The following is a 25,042-nucleotide window of genomic DNA, read 5'->3' as shown; positions in this document are numbered from 1 at the left end:
GATGATTTTAATGTCTAAACGATTAAATGTAATTTCAGTATGTGGGTCAGGTACGGTAACAAGTTCAATGGTAGCTGGAAAGGTAAAAGATTTTTTAGATGATCATGGAATCAAAGCAAAAACGGTTGAAGTGAATCCGGGAGGTGTGGAGGAACAATTAGCTAGTGGCGCTTGGGATTTGATCGTTCATACAAGCCCATTGAAAGGCAAATACGAGTTACCAACTATCAATGCAGTAGGGTTACTGTCTGGAATGGGAGAAGATGAATTCTTTGAAGAGCTGCTTGAGACTTCGCAAAAATTAGTAAATTAAAGAGAGGAGAAATGAAATGTTAGATGTTTTATCGAAGATTATGGATGCCTTTGGCGCAGCAATCGTGGTACCGGTAATTATTTTCTTTATTGCGCTATTAATGAAGGTAAAACCGAAAAAAGCCTTTAATGCCGCTTTGAATGCGGGGATCGGGCTGACCGGATTTAACATGATTATTGGTGCCTATACACCAATTGTCACACCAGCAATCAATCGAATGGTAGAAGAAACGGGTGTCAATCTGCGAATTCTTGACACAGGTTGGCAGGCAACGAGTGTCGTAGCCTATTCGACCCAAGTTGGAATGATTTTCTTAGCGTTAGGTTTGGCGCTGCAGGCCATTTTATTTGTTATCAAGTTCACGGATATTTTTATGCCTTCAGATCTGTGGAATAACTATTCCTTTATGCTATGGGGATCGATGCTGTATATTTCCACTAAAAATCTTTGGTTATCGATCGGTTTGATGGTACTCTCCAATCTGTATTGCTTAGTATTTACTGAAATTGTTGCTAAGCGATGGTCTGTATATTATGGGTATCCTCGCTGTACAATGAGCGCACCTCATCATATTTGCTCAGTTCCACTGGCGATGGCGATGGATTGGATATTAACTAAGTTAGGAGCAAATAAGGTTCGCTGGAATCCGGAAACGTTACAAGATAAACTGGGCTTTTTAGGAGAACCTACCTCATTAGGATTTATTTTGGGATTGGCACTGGGGCTTGCTGGAAACTTTATGCGTTTAAATACATTGACTGGTTGGGGTGAGATCATGGTTATTGGTATCTCAACTTCAGCAATCATGGCGATTTTTCCAAAAATTGCCGGAATTTTTGCCTCTGCCTTTACGGCAATTACGGACGCATCGAAAAGTACTGCCAAAACGTCTGGCGGCAAAGACCGTGTTTGGTATCTGGCGATTAACGATGCTGCTGGGTATGGAGAAACAGCCACTTTATTAACGGGCATGCTGTTGATTCCAATTGTATTATTGCTAGCTATTTTCTTACCAGGCAATCAAACGTTGCCAATGGTGGATTTAATTGCAATCCCTTACATGATCGAGCTGGTCATCTGTATTTCAAATGGGAATATCTTCAAATCATTGATCAGCGGAGCGATTTGGTGTGCTGGCGGACTATACATTATTACCGCAGTTGCGCCGATCTTTACACAAGTTGCTGTTGATGTCGGTGTTAATTTACCAGAAGGGGCAATGATGATCTGCAGCTTTGCTGTAATGACGAATCATATTATGGGGATATTGTTCCTAGTCTTTATGACGCAAAATCCTCTCTGGATTGGACTGTCCGTAGTGGTCTATATTGCGCTATATCTCTTTGTTCGTGTGAAAAAAGAAGCGATTCATACCTATTTAGAAAATATGGCGAGATTGGAAGAAGAAGCGGGAATTGTATCAGAGGAAGGAGCAGCTGTATAAAATGTCAAAAGTCGTTGTTGTTGGAGATGGTCTAGTTTCGGCGGAGACTTTAGCTGAAGCTGCTTTAGATTTGACTATTGAAGAACCTATAGAAGTAGTGAAATACCAGTGGTTTGCCGATTTAAATAAGGAGCAATTTCAAGAAAAAATCAAGTTGATCGAGCAAAAGGGACCGGAAGCAGTGGAGATACCAGCCGGAATTTTAACCGATTTAGCCGATGCTGAGTATTTATTGGTTCATATTGCGCCAGTCTCAAAAGCGATGATTGAAGCGGCTACGCAATTGAAATTAGTGGGGACTTGTCGCGGCGGTGTTGAACATGTCGCAGTACAAGAATTGAAAAAGAAAGACATCCCATTGATTCACGTTATTCGCAACGCCGAGCCTGTTGCTGATTTTACTTTAGGATTGTTTTACGCGTTGACGAGAAATATCGCTTTTTCTTATCAACAGGTAAAAGAAGCAAAATGGCCTAAGAAATTTGCCAATGATCCGTACAAGACAACGTTGGCCAATCTAAAAGTTGGGTTGGTCGGTTTGGGGTATATCGGAAAGCTGGTCGTTAAACGGCTGAATAGCTTAGGTGTTGAAGTGATCGCTTATGATCCTTTTGTAAATAAAGAAGCGATTCGTGCAGAAGGATTAAGCATAACCTTTGTGGAGCTGGAGGAATTGTTCAAAACAGCAGATATCGTGTCACTGCATGTTCGGGTGACACCAGAGACTAAGAACATGATCAACGCTGATCTGCTTTCTTTAATGAAGCCGTCTGCTTATTTAGTAAATACGGCTAGACCAGATATTGTTGATAAAGCCGATTTTGTAGAAGCGTTGCAGATGAACATGATCGCTGGTGCAGCAACGGATGTTGTTTGGGAAGAGCCGATTCGGTCAGATGATCCATTACTAGACTTAGATAATTTAGTCATTACTTCTCATATTGCCGGGGATACGATTGATGCTATTCCTCGTTCCCCTTATTTATTACGTGATGTTTTGAATGATTATTTCGAAAGCGGAATGAGTGATATGCTCGTTCGAATCTAATGAGCTAGCAAGAATGAGGAGGAATAAAAATGGATGTTACGGCGATTCAATTGTTGGAATTGTTTCTTTCAAAAGACAGTCATACCTCACTATCCTTAGAAAAAAAGTTTAATTGGACAAAAGGTCAGCTAGATTACCGAATCAAGAAGGTTAACCAAGAACTGACCGAGTTAAAATTAGGAAAAATTAAGAAGACTGGTACTTTTTTTCTCTTGACAGGTGAAGCTAAGGCAATCAAGAGCTATTTGACGAAGGTCTCGCCGTCGATCCATTTATCAGATAGAGAGCGCGAATGCTATCTCTATCTGATTATTCTGCTTCATCAAGGTGAGACCTTGCAAACTTTAGCCGAAAAACTATTTGTCAGTAAGAACACCATTTTGAGTGATAAACGCAAACTAAATGAAAAGTACCTGAAGCCTTTAGCGATCGAACTTCGTTTTTCTAGGAAAAGAGGTTTTTACCTGGCAGGAAATGAAATGGAGATTCGCCGTTTGGGGATCAAATTTATTCGGGAAGTTGAAAAATCAGAAGGCAGTCTCGAACACTATCTGGCGATAATAGGAATACAAACACATACTCTATTAGCGATAAAGGATCGAATCCATTCATTGGAGCATGAATTAGGTCTAGAATTCACTGAGTTCAAATTAGTAGATCTTTATTTGACCAGTTATATGTGTTCTGTGAGATTTGGTCAAGGCAATGAATTGTCAGCGGGAGTATTAGGAAACTATGTTCAAATGGTAGAAAAAGATTTTTATTCAAAGATTTGCCAAGCACTGAAGCCCTTTTTCAAAGGTCCAAACTATTTGATTGAGATCCACTTCATTTCGATCCAATTACTGAGCACCAACCTGATCAAAATTCGTTCAAATTATAAAGATCAAGAACTGATGCAGCGGATTCAATCCTTCATCAATAGCTTTGAAATTCTAGGTATTACAGATATTAAAAATAAAGAACAGCTGGAAGAGGCAATCTACCAGCATATTATTCCGGCCTATTATCGAATAAAATTTGGCTTGCCGGATAATGAGCTGCTTTTTTTAGATAATGTTGAGAACTATGATTTTATCCATCCTTTAGTCCATCAATCGATCGGTATTATTGAAGACTATTTGAAGATCATTTTTCCAGAGGGGGAATTGATTTATTTATCGGTTATTCTCTTGAGCTTCATTAATGAAGAACTGGAAAAACAAAAGCGGCGAAAAATTCAAGCGGTCGTTGTTTGTCAGCATGGTGTTTCTGTGTCAAAGCTGTTACTGGGAGAACTGAAGCAGTTGTTTACGACTATTGAGTTCACGCAGAATTTGTCATTACGCGAGTTTTATGAAGAAGAAAGCACTGCGGCTGATGTTGTCTTTTCAACAGTTCCAGTGAATACTAAAAAAGAAGTTTTTTTGATTCCACACTTTTTAACGGATGAAGATAAGATGCATTTGATTAGCGATGTGCGTAAACGAATTGATTTTGACGGGACATTTGGTTTGTCAAAAAATCGTGATTTGGTTCAAAATTTGCTGTCAATTATTAGAAAAAATACGAAAATCATCAATGAAGAGCAATTAACACAGGAGATTCAGGATTACTTGCTTGCAGCAGAAATCAATGAGGGCGTCAGTTTGCAAAATCAGAATCCTAAACTGGCGGAACTATTGCCTCTTTCTCATATTCAAATTTATCCAAGGGTCCAATCTGTCGAGGAGGCGATCCGGATTGCTGGTAAACCATTGGTCAATGAAGGATACGTGTCACCAAAGTATATTGAGACTGTCATTGAGCACTATGATCCAGAATATCCTTATTCTGTAATTTCACCGGATTTGGCTATTCCCCATGCTGGGCCAGAGGATGGTGTCTATCGTGTGGGAATGTCTTTATTAAAATTGGATCAACCCATCGCTTTTGCAGATAATATATCGATCAGCTTGATTGTTGTCATTGCACCAAGAGACAAGAAGAGCCATATCAAAGCGGTGACTAAACTTTACGAGCTAGCCAAAACGCCAAGCTTCATTTCCGCGATGAAGCAGGCCAATTATGAAAAAGACATTTGCAACTATTTTCAGCTGGAAGTTGATAAATAATAAGGAGGAGACGATGGGAAATCAAGGGATACTGTTGCGTAAAGTAACGCTAGATAAAACACTCAATCAATTGAACTTTTTTTTAAAGGGTGCCTTCATGATTTTATTGATGTATCTCATTAATGGCTGGTTAATTGAGAAAAATCTTAAAATAGGTGATATTCAAACCATTGTTGGTTTATATGGTTTAGTTTTCTTTGGCTTTTTCTTTCTTAAAAAGAAAAAGCATCGTTTAAATGACAATCAAATTATGCAGGATTTGCAGGAATATTTTGACGTTCAAAAATTTGGTGAGGTCGAACAATTAGATAAGAAGCTGATTCAGGAGATCAAACAGCAGCGAAAGTTCGTCGTGAATAAAGGTCAGATCGTAGGGACACAACATTTCTTACTGTTTGACTTAACCGATGGGCAATTTCTTCTCATGCCCGTGAACAAGATAAAGAAGCTGCAGCTGGAACGAATCGATCAGCATTTTTATGTCAATTTACAAACAGAAATAAAAAAAGAAAAAATATTTTTCAAAAAGAAAAGTGATGCGAATGCGTTCATCCTTCAATTTGAAAAATTTTACCGCTAAAAATGATCAAGATTGTATTATTTTGCAGCAAATATTTACAATTAGAAGACATAGAAACCGCTTTCTATTTATGGGATAATAAATTGTGAAATAGAACACAATAAAGGAGAGAGAACATGGTAGTTAATCGAATGATTTTGAATGAAACATCTTATTTTGGGAAGGGAGCAATTCAAGAAGTAGCAAATGAAGCAAAGAAGCGCGGGTTTAAAAAGGCCTTAGTGGTAACAGACAAAGATTTATTAAAATTTGAAGTAGCTACCAGGGTTACGGCGATTTTAGACGAAGCTGGGCTGAGCTATGAGATTTTTGATGGGATTGTGCCAAATCCTTCAATAGAGGATGTACAGGCTGGAGTTAAGGCTTGTCAAGCGGCTGAAGCAGACTATATTGTAGCTATTGGCGGAGGCTCGCCAATCGACACAGCAAAAGCGATTGGAATCATTGTAACCAATCCTGATTTTTCGGATGTCATCAGTTTAGAAGGTACCGCTGCTACTGAAAACCCAGCGTTGCCGATTTTAGCTGTACCGACGACTTCTGGAACAGCAGCTGAAGTAACGATCAATTACGTTATTACGGATAAAGCCAAACAGCGTAAGTTTGTTTGTGTCGATCCTCATGATATCCCAGTTGTTGCGTTTGTTGACAGCGATATGATGATGGGGATGCCTAAGGGTTTGTGTGCTTCAACCGGTATGGATGCCTTAACACATGCGATTGAAGGCTTTATTACAAAAGGTGCATGGGAAATGACCGACATGCTGCACATTAAAGCGATTGGGATCATTAGTCATGCGTTACGTGATTCAGTGGCAGGAAATCAAGAAGCACGGGAGAAAATGGCGCTGGGACAATACATTGCTGGAATGGGCTTTTCAAATGTCGGGCTAGGTTTAGTTCACGGAATGGCTCATCCGTTGTCCGCTTGGTATGATACACCTCATGGAGTAGCTTGTGCTACACTGCTGCCATTGATCATGGACTTTAATAAAGATCATACTGGCGAAAAATACCGGGAGATCGCTATTGCGATGGGGATAGATGGCGCAGCCGATATGCCGCTGTCAGAAGTTCGGGACGCCGCCGTTCAAGCTGTGAAGCAGCTGGGGATCGATGTGGGAATTCCACAAAACTTGACCGAGATTGGGATGAAGGAAGCCGATATTCAGCAAATCGCAGAAGATGCCTATCGTGATGTTTGCTCACCGGGCAATCCAAGGGACGCGACAGTAGAGGAAATCGTCGCATTGTACAAATCGATGTTATAAAAGAAAAAAAGCCAACCTTGCTAGGTTGGCTTTTTCAATGCGCGTAATTAGTCATCTTCTTCTGGTACTTTGTTTTCCAAATCTGTCCGAACAATCAAAACGTCACAGTCAGCATTGCGGATAACATACTCAGAAACTGAACCAATAAATAATCGTTCAACCGCATTTAAACCCGTCGCACCGAGCATGATCAAATCAATTTGGTTGTTTTCAGGAATTTGGTTGGCGATCATCACTTTTGGCGCACCGTATTCAATGACCTTGCTGATATGCTCTACACCAGCTTTTTTTGCGTCAGCTTCATAATCAGCTAACGTTTGTTTAGCCATATCCGTTGCTTGTTCAGCTAAAACATTATCAAATGAAGAAACTGTTTGAAATGCACGTGTATCAATGACATGAGCAAGCAATAATTCTGCCTGATTTCGTTTTGCGACATTTACCGCTTTTTTGAAGGCTAGTTCAGCTTCGTTAGAACCATCGACTGCTACCATAATTTTACTGTATTCTTGATCCATCGTTCCCAACTCCTTTTCTCATCTTTATTTTAAAACAAAATTCTTAAAATTGGTACTGTTACCCTTTTTTTGTTTTTGCTCCCATCAATAAAGCGAAGATCGCGGCGACTAGCAATAACAGAATTAAATACATCATTGAATAGCTTCGTTGGTTGAGGACGCCAATCACGAGGCCCATCACTCCCAACAACGCATAAATATAGCCAAATTGGCGCAAAAAGCTGCGGGATTCAGCTTGCATTTTCTCATTAAAGAGAACTAATAGTCCCTGAGGTTTTTTGATCAAATAATAGCTGCAGATTAATAAAATAAGTGCAAGTACAAATAATAAAATGCGGATCATTTTCTTCCTCCAATATAATAAAAAGCAATTTGCAGTACGCAAATTGCTTTCATTCCATAAAAATGGAAAATTCCGTCGATGCCGTTATTCACCCGATAGTATTGATCCCGCAAAATCTAGCAGGTGGGTTCCATGGTCTAAGCGTCGAACTACCAAATGAAAAGGCATGTTACCAACTTTGACACAAGACAGATCCCAAGATATCAATAAAAATGTTCGGTCAACACTGAAATAGGCAACGCGCACATCACAGAATTTCCATCTCAATCATAGCACAGTCATTATTGAGACGCAATGAAGTGGTTTGTATCGCTAAATTTGGAACAATCCAAATGATTCACGTCTTCTATACGTATATTGTATAAAAAAGGAGGACAACATGTCAAAAAAAATTGCTTATTTTTTTATCTATTTACTTATTTTTTTATTCGGTCCCTGTTTAGTGAAGGCAGAAGCGGAAACGTTGGAACTTGTTCCCCCTGTGACGCAGCAAAGAGAATACCCGCTAAGTGCTGAAGGATTCAAAGAAATTCTTTTTGATCTTTATCAATTTGGCACAGAGAGTCATTATACAATCGAATTGGATGGCATACTTGATTTAGGTCAAACAACCGTAGGGGCTGATAGAAGCTTGTCCGCTCCTACTCTTGAAACGATTAATTTTGCCAGTCTATCAGCCAATTTGACCTTCAAAGGTATAGGGATCGAAGCGAAGCTAGTTTTACCGAATACGTGCTTTTTTGGTCAGGATGCGCACTTCGAGACATTGAACTTACAGGCGGCAAAAATTTATGGGAATGGTCACAAGCTTCTTTTTGACAAGATTGAACATAGTCAGAATACGCAACTATTTGGGGGAGGAATCGGCGATTTGGTAGGAAATCCGGTGATCAGTTTCCAGCAGGTGAGTGGCGGAAGCTGGGAAATTTTCGGAGGAAATGAAGCCGGAACGCTGAGGGGAAGTCCGGTGATTCACATTTTAGCTATGACTGGTGATATTATTCAGCTGTGTGGAGGCTCTTTGAAAGGAGAAATTTTAGGAGATGTCAGGACAGAAATTCGGAGTCTCAATGGTTCTTTACTTAATTATTATGGCGGTGGATTTGGCACGGAAGCTGAACCGGTGAAAGTGAGCGGTTCTATTACCAATCAATTATGTTCTCAGTCGTCAAATTTTAGTATCGAAAATTTTGTTGGCGGAGTGGCATTTGGCAAGACTGGGGCAATCGATACTCTGATCAATGGCGTTGGAGGCTTTACCGAAGAAGGAATTTTAATCGGCGGTTCGCAGACTGGGGAAGTTTCTGGGCAGGAAACAGCGATCAGGACAACGATAGATACACGCCAATTTCAAAAGGGTGAACGGAGTTTTGTAGGAGGTAATCAATATGGCGGTGCGATTTATGGTCATATTGAGAACCAACTATTTGCTGGAAAAGCCTCTAAAGGTTCCTTCAAGCGAATCGACGGAGCCGGCGGTATGGATGTGCAGAAGAAGAGCTTGACTCCTTCACAAACAGTAATACCAGCGATTAATCTGACGGACCCGCAAGATCGGACGGCTGAAGAGCTTTTCTATGATCGGCTGACTTCCTCTGAACGATTTTCCATCGCCAAAAGTAAAACGGCTTTTTTGGTTGAAGGAAATGTAACGACACGACTGATGGGCGGGTGTGTCAGTCGTGGCGTGGGAAATGAAAATAATGTTTGCGGAGCCGGTTATGCAGGTGTGATCAATGGTGAAGTCTGTTTAACCTTAGGAGAAGAGAGTCTTGTGTACAGCAAGCGTTGGGAGGAGTCTGCACAAGAAAAAGGAAACGATCCAAATTTTTTAACGGAGGACGATAATTTAGGTTCGTACTATGGCTTTAGCGTAGCTGCTGGCGGTGGGAATAGTCTAAGTCCCTGGGAGAGTACTCTTTATATTAATGGAAAAACAGAATTGATCGTTAAGCAAGCACTGCTAAGCTATGCATATGGTGGTAGTTTTAGCGGAATGATCGAAGGTGATTGCCGCCTGCGATTGGAGGGAGGACAAGTCAGCGGGCTTTGCGGAGCCGGCGGCGGTTGTTATCGTATCTATGGAAACAGTTTGCTTGAAATGACTGGCGGTGTTCTCGAACGATATGCAGTAGCAGGCAGCAACTACGATCGTTGGATGGTTGGCAATGCGCGTACTGAAATTTCTGGGGGTAAGATTCTAGGATTGCTGGCGGCTTCCTATGGTGTGCGCTCGAACCATAGGATCGAAGGAGATGTTGAGACTATTGTCAGTGGAGGACGCTTTGCCAAAAGCAATGAAGCAACCCAAATTATGGGCGGGATAGCCAAAAATGGACTGATCAGCGGGAATGTTTCCTTGAAGTTGACAGGATCATTAGAGCTAGCAGCAGGTATCGGTATTTCAGCAGCACGACCTAGAAATGCCGAAGTAAAAAATTATCTCGGCGGCGCTGACAAACAAGTCGCTTTTGAATTAACAACTGAGCAGCCATTTACAGCAGTTGAATTACTGGGAGATGGAGCAGAGAATCCATTGTCGCTCTATACTCCGAAAATTGATTTGAAAATCAAGGCGCCCAATGGAAGCTTTTCTTTGATTCAAGGAATGATCAAAAATAGTTATGGTACCCGGTTGAATCATGGAGTGGCGATTGCTGTTCAAGCAGCTCAAGCGATCGAAACAATCATCGGCAGCGACTTGACGACTTTTAATAATCGATTAATCGAAAATAGTACTGTGGATGTCGCGTTGAAAATCGGCGCTGAGCAGGACGGAATTCAGGTCGGAAAAATCGCGAACTTCACCCAATTAGCCATTGAAAAGCAAGTATCGGCAAAAGCAATTCTCAATGGCAGTGGAGCGACTAGTGAAAATTTTGAACAAAGCCATCATCAATTCGGTGACCTCACCTTGGCGGCAGGAGCTCAGTTAGCGGTGGAGGAATTGAAAACAGGACGTCTGATCGTTGCTGAAAATGCTGAGCTGCATTCCCCGCCAGCAGCGAAAAGTATATTTCTCCGAGAATTAGTCCCAAAGAAAAGACTGATTTGGCGCTCGTTGCTCTCTGAAAGTCTGAGAGCGGTTCAAGGAAAGTACTTTGCTCAGCAAAAAGGCTATTCTGTGATGACTTTTGCAGGGGGTGCAAGTGCATTATCTCCAGAAAATTTTATCGGCTTTGATGCGGCAGGCTCTGCTTTTACGGGGGATTCCAATAATGAGGTGGGATTGGCGGTCGCTGCTGTGATAATTGATTATCAAGTAACCAGTCCATCTGGCAAGATCACGCATAACCTTCCTTTAAAGCCGGAGAACCGACCGTTACCGCTAACTGCCTGGGGTACTGTGAATGAGAAAGGAGGGGAGATCGTTCTTCCCGTTGGAAATAAACTAGTCCTTGAGCTGACATTTATTGGAACAGAAAATTCTTCTTTTCAGCAGGCAGAAGTAACCGCCAGCAACGGCGAGAAAGAAGTGGTAACAGAAAATTTTTGGCGTCCGACAGAAAATGGGTATTATCAGATCAAAGCCCAGTTTGAACAAGCCAACGGGACTCTCCAGCTTCTTTCAGTTCCAGAGATAATAGATTTTGGCCGGCAGGCGGTTGGAAAGAAGACAACTTTTTATCCGAAAGTTATCGGGCAGCTTGAGATAGCAGATACGCGAATCGAACAAGAACCATGGGAATTGACTTTGCAGGCTGAAGCACCAGAAAATGGGTGCCTTTATTTCCAAGAATTTGGGAAAAGCTTTCCCTTAAATGAGGCAGCAGTATTGTTTAAGCAGACCGGCTCTTTGACAACAACCTTTGACGATTGGGACGAAACGAAGGGAGTATACCTAACTATTCCAAAAGAGCGTCAAAGAATGGGTGATCATACAATGACCTTTCATTGGACATTAACGACTAAGGTTGAATGATTTTGTTGAAAAAGAAACAAAATTGACCTAGAATAGTTTTGCACTCATCAAGTTATCAGGAGACAATTCATTACGATGAATAGGAGAAAAAGCGCATGAACAAAAGAGAAGAAGTTCTAGAAGGGTTCAGCGAAGTATTTAATAAACGCGCCTGGTTGGATAAAATGAAGATGGAGAAAGCTTTAGCAGGCTATACAGCTTCAGAGGTTCACTGTATTGAATTCATTGGCAAACACAAAGAGCCCAATGTCACGAAAATGGCCGAGTCGATGTATATGACTCGCGGAGCAATCAGTAAACTAACGAAAAAAATGTTGAAAAAAGGGTATATCGAAAGCTATCAAAAGTCTGATAACAAGAAAGAAATCTATTTCAAGCTGACAGAGGAAGGAAAAAGAGTCTTCGCTGTTCACGAGCAGCTTCATCAGGAGTTTGAAGCTCGTGATGAGATCGTTTTTGAACCAATCACTGATGATCAATATGAAGCTTTTTTAACATTTCTCGACCGCTACAATCAGCATTTGGATCAAGAAATCAAAAAACAAGGAATGACCATTCATTAGTTTGCGGCAGTCGATCGAGACTGCTTCTTTTTTTTTGATTTTTTTTGTTGACTAGGAAACAAAGCGGGTGTATAGTTTCCTAGGAAACAAAAACTCGGCTGCAGCGAGAAATACATCTTTACTCATATTCGATGGGAGGAAACCTTTGATAGATGAGATGAAGAGCGAATCAAAAGATATTGCGCAAAGCTATTAATCTAGTTTTTCTTATGGGTTAATCAGAGCGGAGTACTCTTTGACTATAGTTACTTAACAGGAGAAAGGAGTTTTTTATGACTCAATCAACTAAATTATCCAAAAAGGTATTAGCATCCGCTTGGGCGATTGCCCTTGGTGCGATCGCCCCCATGCTAGATTCTACAATGGTGAATATCGCTATTGATCAATTGACCAAAAACTTTCATACGACACTAGGAACAATTCAGTGGGCAATCACGGGTTACGTACTTGCACTAGCTATCGCTGTGCCGTTGGCAGGCTGGATGATGAATCACTTTGACGGAAAGAAAATTTTTATCGGAGCGGTCATTCTTTTCGGCGTCACCTCTGTACTAGCCGGTATCAGCTGGAATGTCGTCAGTTTTATCGTCTTTCGTTTGCTTCAAGGGTTTACAGCAGGGATCATCACACCGTTGATGTCGACGCTTCTAGTAAAGACAGCAGGACCGGAAAATATCGGTCAGGTAATGGCGATTGTTAGTACGCCCATGATTTTTGGTCCGATCCTTGGCCCAGTGCTGGGCGGCTTCATTGTTCAAGCGGCTTCTTGGCGCTGGATTTTCTTCATCAATGTCTTTATCGTTTTAATCGCAGTGCCCTTGATGATTCAGCTGCTGCCAACATTTGCTCCATTCAATCGAGAAAGCAAATTAGATCTTTTCGGTATTCTCGATTTGTCGATTATGAGTGCGGCTTTGATTTACGGCATCACAAAAGCTGCTGATCACGCAACCTTTAAGAATGGTGAAACAGTGATCTGGACAGGTATTGGAGCGGCTTTTCTACTGGCGTATATTTTTTACGATCGGTATAAGAACCATGCAACTGTTCTGCCGCTGACGATCTTTTCTCATAGAAGTTTTCGGGCTTCTAGTATTGGTCTGTTCTTTGCCAACATCGCCATTATGGGACCCATGATAATCCTGCCGCTGTTCTTCCAAAATTTCCGTCATTTTTCAGCGATGGAAGCGGCTATTGCTTTGATTCCGCAAGGATTGGGTATGCTAGTGACCCGTCCATTGATCGGTCAGCTGATCGATAGAATCGGGGCTAAATATGTTGTAATTGTTAGTTTACTGATCTCTTTGCTAGGGACCATTCCGTTGGTATTTGTTACAGATAAAACCAGTATGATTTGGATTTCTGTAATTTTATTTGTTCGCGGCACCAGCTTTGGCGGGATAAATTTACCATTGACGAGTGATGCGTATACAGGATTAGCGGATGAAGAACTACCGGATGCTGGTGTTGGAATCAATATTATCGAAAATCTTGGTGCCAGCTTCGGTTCGGCCATGATTGCTACGGTCGTCGCAACGGTGCTTCAAAACGATCAACCAACGATTGCTCATGAATTATCTGCTTATCATACGGGTTTTCTTGTCTCTGTCATCGTCTTAGTGCTGATTTTTATTCCAGGTGTCTTTCTGACAAATAAAACGAAACAGACGGTCAAATAACGTGTTTTGTAAAAAAATCCCCTAACTAGGAATAGTTCTTTGTCCTAGTTAAGGGATTTATTATGTTCAATTGTGGCTTATTTTTTCTTCTTCCATTCCTCGATTCGCTGATATTGCTGACCGAGTGCTTGTTCATATTTACCTGTAGCTTTTGGTTCATAATAATGCGCATCTTTGATTTTATCAGGCAGATACTGCTGATCGACCCAAGCATTTTCAAAACTGTGGGGGTATTGATAGCCGACACCGCGATTAAGAGCTTTAGCTCCTTTATAATGACTATCCCGTAAATGATCAGGCACTTCTCCAGCATTTCCCATCTGAATATCTGTGATCGCTGCATCCAAGGCTACGTAGGCCGAATTTGATTTAGGCGAGAGACACAGATCAACGACAGCATCCGCTAAAGGAATTCGAGCTTCCGGAAAGCCCAATTTTTCTGCCGCTTGAACCGCCTGAACCGTGCGCGCAGCGGCAGCGGGATTGGCTAAGCCGATATCTTCATAGCCCATCACCATCAAACGACGACAAATAATCGGTAAATCCCCTGCTTCGACGAGTCGTCCTAAATAATGCAATGCCGCATTGACGTCACTGCCGCGAACGGATTTTTGAAAGGCCGAGATCACATCATAATGGGCATCCCCATCTTTGTCGTGGGTCAACGCCTTGCGCTGAACACATTCTTCAATAATGGAAAGGGTCAGATGAATCTTTCCTTCGTCATCTTTTGGCGTCGATCTAGTTGCCAGCTCAAGCCCATTCAAAGCACTTCTTAAATCCCCATTGGTGGCACGAGCTAAATGGTTCAAGGCCTCTTCATCTAATTCAACGGGGTACTCTCCCAGTCCACGCTTTTTATCCACCAATGCTGATCTGACAGCTGTGATAATGTCCGTTTCATCTAGCGGCTTCACTTCGAAAATCTGCGTCCGGCTGCGGATGGCGGGATTAATAGTGATATAAGGATTTTCTGTGGTAGCCCCAATCATGATGATGCGTCCGCTTTCTAGGTGAGGCAAAAGAAAATCTTGTTTGGTTTTATCCAAGCGATGGACTTCATCTAATAATAAAATGACCGTGCCGCTCATTTTGGCTTCCTCGGCAACGATCTGTAAATCCTTTTTCGTATCGGTAGCGGCATTCAACATACGAAAGGCATAATTAGTCGAGCCGGCGATGGCACTGGCAATACTAGTTTTACCTGTTCCGGGTGGACCGTATAAAATCATGGAAGAAAGCATTCGAGCATCTACCATGCGTCGGATGATTTTTCCGGTGGCAACTAAGTGCTGCTGCCCGACAACTTCATCTAAGTTACGGGGGCGCATGCGGTAAGCTAAAGGCTGTTGCATAAGAAACCTCCTTGAGTTAAAAATCAGAATATATGTTCTCATTATAGCACTTTTCTGTTCATTCTGCTTTTAGTAGGAAGCAAAGGGCAAGAAACGGAACAATTATTTAAGAAAAGCTGTTCTTTCTGTGATAGGCGGCTTAGGATTGCTTGAGTTTTGGTCGCTGGACGTAGCATGCGGCAGGATTATTGTGTATCATGTAGAAGGTGAGAAAAATGGAACAATTAATCAATTATTTTAATACGGAAACAACCGAAAACGTGGCGCAATATTTATTAGGCATGTATTTGGAGCATGAGACAGCCGCAGGTAAACTAGGCGGGTATATCGTTGATTGCGAAGCCTATCTAGGACCAGACGATGAAGCAGCGCATAGTTATGGCATGCGTGATACGCCGCGTGTGCGGGCGATGTACGAGAAGCCAGGAACGATTTATTTATACACAATGCATACGCATTTGATTTTGAATATGATTACTCAGCCTGAAGGAACGCCTCAAGGTGTAATGATTCGGGGAATCGAGCCGGCAGCAGGCGTGGAGCAGATGCGCCTGAATCGCCATGGAAGAACTGGCGCAGCAATTTCAGACGGGCCAGGAAAATTGGTGGAGGCATTAGGAATCAGCAAGGACTTATACGGAGAATCTATCTTTACTAGCTCCTTGCATTTAGTTCCAGAAAAACGGCGAATTCCAAAGCAGATTGATGCCCTGCCGCGTATTGGGATTCCTAACAAAGGGATTTGGACTGAGCGTAAATTGCGTTATGTTGTTCATGGAAATCCTTATATAACGAATCAGCGCAAATTATTAATAGAAGAAAACAATGGATGGAGGAACTAAAAATGGCAAAAGAGACGATGATTACTTATTTAGATAGCTACTTAAACAAAAAAATTCCTGACTATGAGCTAGCCTTAGACTGGGATACACGCAACCGCAGTTTTGAAATCGCGTTTCGCATTTACGGAGAGAACAAAGGTCAGATCGAAATTGATGATGTAGACGGTGTGGCTTCAGAAGAAGAAATCATCGAGTTTGAGGATGCGATCTTATTGGTGGACCCGGATAAATCAACCTATGATGATGACGATTTCTTGGCGGTGATCCCTTATGAAGGCAAAAAAGGCATGAAGAAAAGCGAATTAACGGCTGTTGTGGATTATTTGAAAGATGTAATCGAAGAAGGTCAAAGTGATTTATTAGATTTCTTAGCGGACGATAACGACGAGGCGATTTTTGAAATGAACTGGGACGATGCTGCCTTTAAGGCGCTGATCAAACCAGCCGACAGCAGCTATCTGCCTTATCCAAGCTATTAAAGGACACCTATTGTAGTGAGCTTAGCGAACTATGCAATGAACAGCAACTTATTTTGAATTAGGAGGGACGAAAAAATATGAAGTGGAATGAAGTTAAAGTAACAACGGAAAGCGAGGCGGTTGAAGCCGTTTCGAATATTTTAATGGAAGCCGGCGCTTCAGGAGTAGCGATCGAAGACCCATTAGATTTTGAGAACTATCAAGAGGATCAATACGGTGAGCTGTTAGATAAAGAAACATTTTCAAGCCTAAGTGAAGGTGCTGTCGTTATGGCCTATTTTCCAGAGACCATTTTTCTGCCGGAGATTTTGCCATTTATTCAAGCCAGTATTACGAAATTGCCAGAATTTGGCTTAAATATCGGGAAAAATATCGTAGAAGTCAGCGAAGTAGAGGAAAGTGATTGGGCGACAGCATGGAAAAAATACTATCACCCTGTCCGCGTCACCCGCTATTTAACGATCGTTCCTAGCTGGGAAAAGTATGAAGCACAGCATGAGGACGAGAAAATTATTACTTTAGATCCCGGTATGGCTTTTGGAACAGGAACACATCCGACCACCAATTTAACCCTGCAAGCATTAGAGACCGTTTTGCGTGGCGGCGAAACAGTGTTAGATGTAGGAACAGGATCGGGCGTCTTGAGTATTGCCAGTTCACTTTATGGGGCGAAAGATATTTTTGCTTACGATCTGGATGAGGTAGCGGTTCGATCTGCACAAGAAAATGTTGATTTAAATGCGAATACTGAAAATATCCATGTTTCTGCCAATGATTTGTTGGTTGGTGTGGAGCAAGAAGCCGATGTGATCGTGGCGAACATTTTAGCGGACATTATTGTACTGATGATCGAAGATGCTTGGCGCTTATTAAAGCCGGATGGGACATTGATCGTTTCCGGTATCATTGAAGACAAAAAGGATATGGTACTGGAAGAGATGTATACGCAAGGATTTGAGGTGGATCGAATCTTTCAACAGAAGGATTGGTTTGCTATTATTTTGAAGAAACCTGAGGAAGATTAAGATGCAGCGCTATTTTATTGATCAAGCCTATCAACCAACGGTAGAAATCACTGGTGAATCTCATCATCACATGTCGCGAGTAATGCGAATGACTGCAGAGGATCAGGTTTTCCTTGTTTTCAATGATCAAACAGCTATCAAGGCAAGAATCACGGCAATTGATAATGAGAAAGTGATGCTAGAGGAAGTCGAAAAGGAGCGCCTGCAACGGGAATTACCTATCCAAATCACGATTGCCAGCGGTTTTCCCAAGGGTGAGAAGCTGGAGCTGATCGTGCAAAAGGGAACAGAGTTAGGTGCCCATGCATTCATTGCTTTTCCCGGTGACAGTTCGGTTGCAAAATGGGATGCAAAGAAGCAAAACAAGAAGCAGCAGCGATTGAATAAGATTGCTCAAGAAGCGGCGGAGCAATCTCACCGACAGGCTTTGCCAAAGGTCAATTTCACCTCTGAAAAAGAGTTGATGGCCGCATTTGCGGATTATGATGCGGTTTTGATTGCTTACGAAGAGTCTGCCAAGCAAGGCGAGAAGGCACAGCTAGTTCAAACATTTCAACAATTGCAGGCTGACCAAAAGTTGTTGGTCATTTTTGGCCCAGAAGGCGGGTTGACACCGAGAGAAATTGAACTTTTTCAAACAGCAGGGGCGAAGCTTTGCGGTTTAGGCCCACGGATTTTACGAACAGAAACCGCGCCGTTTTATCTGCTGAGTGCAGCGAGTTTCTATTATGAATTGCAGTACTGATTTGATTGAAAAAGCTTACTATAGTTTGTATAATAAGAACAATCATTTTCAGAAAATAAGGGGGAACGTCACATGGCAAAAGAAGTTGAATTGACTGGCCCTGACGTCATCAGGATGGTCAGCACGTACATGGGCAAAGAGCACGTGGCGTTTGTACAAAAGGCTTACGACTTTGCTTATGAAGCCCATAAGCCGCAGATTCGCAAATCAGGAGAACCCTATATTATTCATCCAATTCAAGTCGCAGGGATATTAGCTGATTTACATATGGATCCACATACGGTGGCGACAGGCTTTTTACACGATGTTGTAGAAGATACACCTGTTACATTAGAGGATTTAAAGGTTGAGTTTGGTGAAGATGTGGCGTCATTGGTCGACGGCGTGACAAAATTAGGGAAGATCAAGTATAAGTCCCATGAAGAGCAGCTAGCAGAAAATCACCGCAAGATGCTGTTGGCGATGGCACAGGATTTGCGCGTCATCATGGTAAAGCTAGCCGATCGTCTGCACAATATGCGGACTTTAAAATATTTGCGCGATGACAAGCAGCGTCGGATCGCCCGCGAAACACTGGAAATTTATGCCCCGCTGGCGGATCGCTTAGGGATGAGCCGGATCAAGTGGGAATTGGAGGATACAGCATTACGCTATTTGAATCCAAAACAGTATTATCGCATTGTTCACTTGATGCGCAGCAAACGCGATGAACGAGAAGGGTTTGTAGCAGAAGCGGTCGATGAAATCAAAGAAGCGACGAAGGAACTAGGGATCGAAGGTGACATCTATGGTCGACCAAAGCACATTTATTCAATTTATCGTAAAATGCGGGATCAAAAGAAACAATTCGATGAAATCTATGACCTGTTAGCCATTCGTGTGATCGTGGATTCGATCAAGGATTGCTATGCGGTATTAGGAGCGATCCATACCAAGTGGAAACCAATGCCTGGACGCTTCAAGGATTATATCGCAATGCCTAAAACAAACATGTACCAATCCTTGCATACGACGATAATTGGACCAAGCGGAAACCCAGTAGAGGTTCAGATTCGTACGCATGAGATGCACCAGATCGCCGAGTTCGGGGTTGCTGCTCACTGGGCATATAAAGAAGGTAAAACAGACAAGCAAGAAACCAATCAAGACAACAAACAGTTGGATTGGTTCCGGGAAATCATTGAACTGCAAGATGAAAGCTATGATGCGTCTGAATTTATGGAAAGCGTTAAGGGCGATATTTTCAGTGATAAGGTCTATGTATTCACGCCAAAAGGTGATGTAACAGAATTGCCTAAGGGCTCGGGGCCGTTAGATTTTGCCTATAGTATCCATACAGATATCGGAAACAAAACGACTGGTGCCAAAGTCAACGGCAAAATGGTTCAGCTGGATTATAAGTTGAAGAATGGCGATATCATCGAAATCATGACCTCAGCCAATTCATTTGGGCCGAGCCGCGACTGGTTAAATCTAGTAAAAACCAGCAAGGCGAAGAATAAAATCAAGCGCTTCTTCAAAACACAGGATCGGGAAGAAAATGTCACAAAAGGCCATGATGCGGTTGTTAAATGCATCAATGACCTAGGCTTTGTACCGAAGGAAATGCTGACGAAAGACAAGCTTTCAGAGGTGTTGGACAAGTTCAATTTCCACAGTGAAGATGATTTGTATGCAGCCATCGGTTTTGGTGAAATGAGCGCGTTGACCTTTGCCAATCGCCTGACAGAAAAAGAGCGCCGCGAACAAATGAAGCAAAAACAACGGGATGCCGTTGATGAAATGGTCAACAATCCGAAAGAGCCAGAAAAAATCAAGGTTCGTCATGAAGGCGGCATCGTCATCCAAGGGATCGATAACCTGCTGATTCGGATCAGCCATTGCTGTAATCCGGTTCCTGGTGACAATATTGTCGGATACATTACCAAAGGACGCGGGATATCGATTCACCGTGCCGACTGCCCTAACATCACAAAGCAAAAGGATATTCAGCAGCGGCTGATCGAAGTGGAATGGGAGGATACGATCAATTCTGTTCAAGAGTACAATGCTGATTTGGAAATTTACGGTTTTAATCGTGACGGGCTGTTGAACGATGTTCTAAATATTGTCAGCGGCATGACCAAGAAGCTGGTCAGTGTCGAAGCGAAGCCGACGAAAGATCGATTAGCGGTCATTAACCTGACCTTCAAGATTCAAAACTTGAATCATCTGTATTCGATCGTTGATAAAGTGAAGACAATCCCAGATGTTTACAGTGTCAAACGGACCAAAGGGTAACCCTCCTTCCTTTTGTACTTTTAACAAAGTAGTGGAATGAGTCGCGTATGAAAAATGGATGGTGCTAGTAAAAAGCATCATCCATTATTTATGAGCGAATGTGGATTAAGCAAAAATAAACTAGAAAAAAGGATATCTTTCAGGAGGTTTTTATGCGAGCAGTTATTCAACGAGTGAGCCAAGCGAGTGTGACGATCGATGAGAAGGTAATTGGTAAGATCGATCGCGGATTTATGATTCTTTTAGGCATTCATGAAGAAGATACCCAAGCAGATGCGGATTATTTGATTCGGAAAATCCCCTTATTACGCGTGTTTGAGGATGAGGAAGGAAAAATGAATCAATCACTGCAAGATGTTGCCGGCAGTGTCTTAAGTGTTTCGCAATTTACATTATACGCGGATACGAAAAAAGGCAATCGTCCAAGTTTTGTGAAGGCCGCCCGACCAGAAACAGCGATTCCTTTGTATGAATATTTCAATGAGGGCCTGCGACAAACAGGATTGAACGTCGAGACCGGAGAATTTGGCGGCGACATGGACGTTGCGTTAGTGAACGATGGACCTGTATCCATTCTTTTTGATACAAGAGATAAATAATAGACCAAGAACCTTGTTTTGGAAAATACTTAACAAAATGAAGCCGGAGAAGCTTATTGCTGTTGATTACGATAGCAAATGATTCTTCGGTTTTTTTGATCTTTTTGTAGTTAAACGCACTGAATGAGTTCGTAAAGCCATAGCCATGTACAAAAATCAGCGGCAGCTGAAAGTGAACAGATAAAAAAATCAAGTTAGCTCTACCTTTTATTCTCCAAATAAGCGATAATTGAACAAAATAGATTGAAAAACACGAACATGAAGGAGTCGGATATATGGAAAAACGGATCGAACAGGATTCAATGGGCCCTATTGAAGTGCCAAAAGAAGCTTGGTGGGGGGCGCAAACCGAACGAAGCCGGAAAAATTTCAAAATTGGCGGAGAAAAAATGCCGCCGGAATTATTGCATGCCTTAGTCTTGGTCAAGAAAACCGCAGCGATCGCCAATCAAAGAACTGGAAAATTAGCAGCTGAAAAAGCGATGGCTATTCAAAATGCGGCAGATCTACTGTTAAAGGGTGAGAACTGGGCGGCGTTTCCCTTGGTAGTTTGGCAGACTGGCAGCGGGACTCAAAGCAATATGAACGCCAACGAAGTACTCGCTCACTTGGCAAGTCAAAAGGATCTGGCCGTTCATCCTAACGATGATGTGAATATGTCGCAAAGCTCTAATGATGTTTTTCCAACTGCCTTGCACATAGCAGGTACGATTGCGATCGAGAAGAATCTGTTACCGGCAATCCATGAGATGATTGGCGTGCTAGAAGAGTTGGAAGAAAAGAATAGACACGTAATCAAAATTGGACGGACCCATCTGCAAGATGCGACACCAGTGACCTTCGCTCAAGAGATTAGCGGCTGGCGTTCTGCCTTGGAGCATAACGAAAATATGCTGATTAACAGTTTGGCAGAATTGCGTCAGTTGGCCATTGGCGGAACAGCTGTAGGGACGGGCTTGAATGCGTCGAAAGCATATGAAGAAGCTTTTATTGAGGCATTAAAAGAAGAGACGGGGATTCATTTCATCAACGAGTCCAACAAGTTTCATGCGTTAGCCAATCGAGATGCAGTGGTATTTGTCAGCGGGGCATTAAAAGCGTTAGCGGCTAATTGTATGAAAATGGCGAACGATATTCGCTGGCTGGCTAGTGGTCCTCGCAGTGGATTAGGAGAAATTACCTTGCCTGCGAATGAACCAGGGAGCTCGATCATGCCTGGGAAAGTGAATCCGACGCAGTGTGAAGCTTTGGCGATGGTCGCTGTCCAAGTGATGGGAAATGACACAGCGATTGGTGTTGCAGCCTCTCAAGGGAATTTTGAATTGAATGTCTATTTACCGCTGATTGCCTTTGATTTATTGCAAAGTGTCCGCTTGCTGACAGATGCCTTGCACTCCTTCAGTGACAAATGTTTGCAGGGATTAGTCGTAAACGAAAAACGGATGGCTGAATTGTTGGAGCAATCATTGATGCTGGTAACAGCATTAAATACGCATATAGGTTATGACAAAGGCGCCGAGATCGCGAAAAAAGCCTTTAATGAAGGAACAACGCTGAAGGAAGCAGCCTTAGCTTTAGGATATGTAACTGAAGAAGAATACGAAGCATGGGTCCGACCGGAAAAAATGATTGGAGAGAACTACGATGACTATCTATGATGACGCATTAACAGCACATAAAAAATGGCGTGGCAAAATCGAAGTGACCAGCAGAGCAAAGGTACGGAACAAGGAGGATTTATCTTTAGCTTATACGCCAGGTGTTGCAGAGCCTTGCCGCAAAATTGCCGAAGACAAAAATAAAGCCTATGACTATACTTGGAAAGGCAATAGTGTCGCTGTTGTCACAGATGGTACAGCAGTCTTAGGGTTAGGAGACATCGGACCGGAAGCGGCATTGCCTGTGATGGAAGGAAAAGCCTTATTATTCAAAGAGTTTGCTGATATTGATGCAGTGCCGATCTGTCTCGATACAAAAGACCCGCAGGAAATTATCCAAATCGTTAAAGCTATGGCACCGACTTTTGGCGGGATTAATCTAGAAGATATCAGTGCACCGCGTTGTGTGGAAATTGAGCGGGCGTTGATCGAAGCGTTGGATATTCCTGTCTTTCATGATGATCAGCATGGGACCGCGGTTGTCGTGACCGCTGCTTTGATCAACGCGCTGAAGCTGGTCAAAAAGGAAGCACAGGATTTGAAGGTCGTGATCTCTGGAACAGGAGCGGCAGGCAGTGCAATCATTCATATGTTAGTCGATCTTGGTGTGAAAACGATCATTGCCTTTAATAAAGAGGGGGCATTGAATGAGCAAATGTCAAATGCAACCTTTGTTGAAAGAGAAATTTTAGAGTTGATCGCGCCAAAGGACTTTTCAGGAACGATGGCAGAGGCTTTTGTGGGGGCAGATGTGTTTATCGGTGTGTCCGCACCGAATTTAGTCACTAAGGAAATGGTTGCTTCGATGAATGAGGGAAATATCGTTTTTCCGATGGCAAATCCTGAACCCGAAATCACTTATGCTGAAGCAATCGCTGGGGGTGCATCGGTAGTTGGAACGGGTCGATCCGATTATCCGAATCAAATAAACAATGTGTTGGCCTTTCCAGGGTTGTTTCGCGGTGCGTTTACAGCAGAAGCGAAAAAGATCACTCCTCGCATGAAATTGGCCTGTGCCCATGCAATCGCGGACTCAATTCCTTATTCTGAATTAACCTCTGACTACATCATCCCATCTGCCTTTGATGAAAATGTGGTCGACTTAATTACTCTAAAGGTAGCAGAAGCAGCCAGAAAAGATGGCGTCACACGATAATCAAATAAAGGAGCCTTCATTGATGAGTAAAGTATTTAAAATGAGCTTTGCCTCGATTTATCCCATGTATATCCAGAAAGTCGAGAAAAAAGGACGAAGCAAAGAAGAACTAGACCAGGTTATTTTTTGGTTGACCGGCTATGATGAACAAGGGCTGCAAAAGCAAATTGATGATGGGGTCGATATGGAAACTTTTTTTGCTGAGGTTCCGCAATTAAACGAAAATGTTTCTTTGATTGAAGGCGTGATATGCGGGTACCGAGTAGAAGATATTGAAGATCCATTGATGCAAAAAATTCGCTATTTAGACAAGTTAGTGGATGAATTGGCTAAAGGAAAAAAGATGGGAAAAATTTTACGGAAATAGTTCGAATGGCGAGTCTAAATAGACTCGCTGTTTTTTTATCTAACAAATAGTTGTCAAAATATATGGATTAGCAGTAAAAATTCCCATGACAAATAGTCCCGCATTTTCAGGCAGTTTTCCAAGCTGACGTCCTTAGTCCGTCGTAAATATGCTATTTCTATTTACGTTTTCTTTTTGGCTTCCCTTTCCCTGTTTGCCTTTTCTTCTCCTTTTTTGATCTGGATGCCTTTTTTCCTTCAGGCGTCCGCTTCATCAGCTCCTCTTTCCGCTCTCGTTCTTGTTGGGCTTTGCTCTTCGGTTTCTGATAAGGCTTATAGGGCATTTTTTCAGCGGCGGACAGGGCCATCGGTCTAGGTTCTGCGGCTTTTTTTGTTGCGGCTTTTGGTGCTTGGTTTACTATAGAAGCTGCGGGTTTGTTAGTTGGTTCGGCTTTTTGTGCTGAAACGACGGGACCTTCAGATTTACTTGCAGTCCGCACTTCTTCCTTTGGCGCTTCCTCTTTCAGCTCTGCCATCCGTGTATCAGTCAAAACGATCCCTTCAGGTAAAAGGGCCTTCACTAATTTCAGCTTTTCTTCGTCCGTCATCGTACTGAAGTCAAGACCTGTTGCCGCTTCCATTTTTGGCTGAGTCGCAACTGCATGGATCGGCTCAGTCTCATCCACGACTTTTCCCTTTTTGATTTTAGGATGACGGGTACAATTTTGGATTTCAGAATTTTCTAGTTTTACAAAACGGCGGATGCCGTCCTTTTCAAAGATCG

Annotated in this window: 21 protein-coding genes, 1 other RNA gene and 1 pseudogene; 18 read left to right on the top strand and 5 right to left on the bottom strand. The window is 42.4% G+C overall.

Annotated features, from left to right (window positions below; translation table 11 throughout):
• Window positions 1–10 precede the first annotated feature (10 nt).
• From JZO85_RS13595 to fucO, 6 genes are all read left to right on the top strand, one after another.
• A complete protein-coding gene (locus JZO85_RS13595) occupies window positions 11–313 on the top strand; it encodes a PTS sugar transporter subunit IIB (RefSeq protein WP_207109091.1) in 303 nt (100 codons plus the stop codon).
• A gap of 16 nt (window positions 314–329) precedes the next feature.
• The gene (locus tag JZO85_RS13590) at window positions 330–1,757 is read left to right on the top strand and encodes a PTS galactitol transporter subunit IIC (protein ID WP_207109090.1); all 1,428 of its coding nucleotides are present in this window, start codon (window positions 330–332) and stop codon (window positions 1,755–1,757) included.
• A gap of 1 nt (window position 1,758) precedes the next feature.
• Window positions 1,759–2,805: an NAD(P)-dependent oxidoreductase gene (locus JZO85_RS13585; protein ID WP_207109089.1), complete on the top strand. Its 1,047-nt coding sequence runs from the start codon at window positions 1,759–1,761 to the stop codon at window positions 2,803–2,805.
• 29 nt (window positions 2,806–2,834) lie between these two features.
• A complete protein-coding gene (locus tag JZO85_RS13580) occupies window positions 2,835–4,898 on the top strand; it encodes a BglG family transcription antiterminator (protein ID WP_207109088.1) in 2,064 nt (687 codons plus the stop codon).
• The gene (locus JZO85_RS13575; protein ID WP_242550366.1) at window positions 4,852–5,478 is read left to right on the top strand and encodes a hypothetical protein; all 627 of its coding nucleotides are present in this window, start codon (window positions 4,852–4,854) and stop codon (window positions 5,476–5,478) included. The genes JZO85_RS13580 and JZO85_RS13575 overlap by 47 nt, the downstream gene beginning before the upstream one ends.
• A gap of 116 nt (window positions 5,479–5,594) precedes the next feature.
• Window positions 5,595–6,749, top strand: coding sequence for a lactaldehyde reductase (fucO, locus tag JZO85_RS13570; RefSeq protein WP_207109086.1), 1,155 nt, complete (start codon window positions 5,595–5,597; stop codon window positions 6,747–6,749).
• A 47-nt stretch (window positions 6,750–6,796) separates the two neighbouring features.
• Here fucO and JZO85_RS13565 read toward each other — a convergent pair whose 3' ends face one another.
• The 3 genes from JZO85_RS13565 to ssrS all read right to left on the bottom strand — a co-directional run bounded on the left by JZO85_RS13565 (window position 6,797) and on the right by ssrS (window position 7,869).
• Complete coding sequence (locus JZO85_RS13565) at window positions 6,797–7,267, bottom strand: universal stress protein (protein WP_207109085.1); 471 nt, start codon at window positions 7,265–7,267, stop codon at window positions 6,797–6,799.
• A 58-nt stretch (window positions 7,268–7,325) separates the two neighbouring features.
• Complete coding sequence (locus JZO85_RS13560; RefSeq protein ID WP_207109084.1) at window positions 7,326–7,610, bottom strand: hypothetical protein; 285 nt, start codon at window positions 7,608–7,610, stop codon at window positions 7,326–7,328.
• Window positions 7,611–7,675: 65 nt separating this feature from the next.
• Window positions 7,676–7,869: non-coding RNA, 6S RNA (gene ssrS, locus JZO85_RS13555), on the bottom strand.
• Between the two features lie 120 nt (window positions 7,870–7,989).
• Here ssrS and JZO85_RS13550 point away from each other — a divergent pair.
• The 3 genes from JZO85_RS13550 to JZO85_RS13540 all read left to right on the top strand — a co-directional run bounded on the left by JZO85_RS13550 (window position 7,990) and on the right by JZO85_RS13540 (window position 13,774).
• On the top strand, window positions 7,990–11,532 hold the full coding sequence (locus JZO85_RS13550) for a hypothetical protein (RefSeq protein WP_207109083.1): 3,543 nt from the start codon (window positions 7,990–7,992) through the stop codon (window positions 11,530–11,532).
• A gap of 95 nt (window positions 11,533–11,627) precedes the next feature.
• Window positions 11,628–12,095 (top strand): MarR family transcriptional regulator, encoded by a 468-nt coding sequence (locus JZO85_RS13545; protein ID WP_207109082.1) that lies wholly within the window; start codon window positions 11,628–11,630, stop codon window positions 12,093–12,095.
• A 272-nt stretch (window positions 12,096–12,367) separates the two neighbouring features.
• On the top strand, window positions 12,368–13,774 hold the full coding sequence (locus JZO85_RS13540; RefSeq protein ID WP_207109081.1) for an MDR family MFS transporter: 1,407 nt from the start codon (window positions 12,368–12,370) through the stop codon (window positions 13,772–13,774).
• Between the two features lie 77 nt (window positions 13,775–13,851).
• On the opposite strand, the gene JZO85_RS13535 is transcribed toward JZO85_RS13540, so the two are convergent.
• A complete protein-coding gene (locus tag JZO85_RS13535; RefSeq protein WP_207109080.1) occupies window positions 13,852–15,129 on the bottom strand; it encodes a replication-associated recombination protein A in 1,278 nt (425 codons plus the stop codon).
• A gap of 215 nt (window positions 15,130–15,344) precedes the next feature.
• On the opposite strand from JZO85_RS13535, the gene JZO85_RS13530 reads away from it, so the two are divergent.
• The 9 genes from JZO85_RS13530 (at window position 15,345) to JZO85_RS13490 (ending at window position 24,280) form a co-directional block, all read left to right on the top strand.
• Window positions 15,345–15,971 carry a DNA-3-methyladenine glycosylase gene (locus JZO85_RS13530; protein WP_207109079.1) on the top strand — a complete coding sequence of 209 codons (627 nt, stop codon included), beginning with the start codon at window positions 15,345–15,347 and terminating at the stop codon, window positions 15,969–15,971.
• 2 nt (window positions 15,972–15,973) lie between these two features.
• Complete coding sequence (locus JZO85_RS13525) at window positions 15,974–16,450, top strand: DUF3013 family protein (protein WP_207109078.1); 477 nt, start codon at window positions 15,974–15,976, stop codon at window positions 16,448–16,450.
• Window positions 16,451–16,527: 77 nt separating this feature from the next.
• Complete coding sequence (gene prmA, locus JZO85_RS13520; protein WP_207109077.1) at window positions 16,528–17,475, top strand: 50S ribosomal protein L11 methyltransferase; 948 nt, start codon at window positions 16,528–16,530, stop codon at window positions 17,473–17,475.
• Between the two features lies 1 nt (window position 17,476).
• Complete coding sequence (locus JZO85_RS13515) at window positions 17,477–18,220, top strand: 16S rRNA (uracil(1498)-N(3))-methyltransferase (RefSeq protein WP_207109076.1); 744 nt, start codon at window positions 17,477–17,479, stop codon at window positions 18,218–18,220.
• Between the two features lie 72 nt (window positions 18,221–18,292).
• Window positions 18,293–20,500 carry a RelA/SpoT family protein gene (locus tag JZO85_RS13510; RefSeq protein ID WP_207109075.1) on the top strand — a complete coding sequence of 736 codons (2,208 nt, stop codon included), beginning with the start codon at window positions 18,293–18,295 and terminating at the stop codon, window positions 20,498–20,500.
• A gap of 152 nt (window positions 20,501–20,652) precedes the next feature.
• Entirely contained in the window at window positions 20,653–21,099 is a 447-nt protein-coding gene (gene dtd, locus JZO85_RS13505) for a D-aminoacyl-tRNA deacylase (protein ID WP_207109074.1), read from the top strand.
• Between the two features lie 275 nt (window positions 21,100–21,374).
• On the top strand, window positions 21,375–22,757 hold the full coding sequence (fumC, locus tag JZO85_RS13500; protein WP_207109073.1) for a class II fumarate hydratase: 1,383 nt from the start codon (window positions 21,375–21,377) through the stop codon (window positions 22,755–22,757).
• Window positions 22,744–23,913: an NAD(P)-dependent malic enzyme gene (locus JZO85_RS13495; protein WP_207109072.1), complete on the top strand. Its 1,170-nt coding sequence runs from the start codon at window positions 22,744–22,746 to the stop codon at window positions 23,911–23,913. Before fumC ends, JZO85_RS13495 begins: the two co-directional genes overlap by 14 nt.
• A gap of 22 nt (window positions 23,914–23,935) precedes the next feature.
• Window positions 23,936–24,280: a DUF2200 domain-containing protein gene (locus JZO85_RS13490; RefSeq protein ID WP_242550365.1), complete on the top strand. Its 345-nt coding sequence runs from the start codon at window positions 23,936–23,938 to the stop codon at window positions 24,278–24,280.
• Between the two features lie 157 nt (window positions 24,281–24,437).
• Here the strand turns inward: JZO85_RS13490 and JZO85_RS13485 are convergent.
• A pseudogene (locus JZO85_RS13485) lies at window positions 24,438–25,042 on the bottom strand (glycosyltransferase family 1 protein); the annotation flags it as partial.

It is taken from the genome of Candidatus Enterococcus murrayae (genome assembly GCF_017315985.1).
GTDB lineage: Bacteria > Bacillota > Bacilli > Lactobacillales > Enterococcaceae > Enterococcus_A > Enterococcus_A murrayae.
This window is presented reverse-complemented; position numbering and strand designations above follow the sequence as displayed.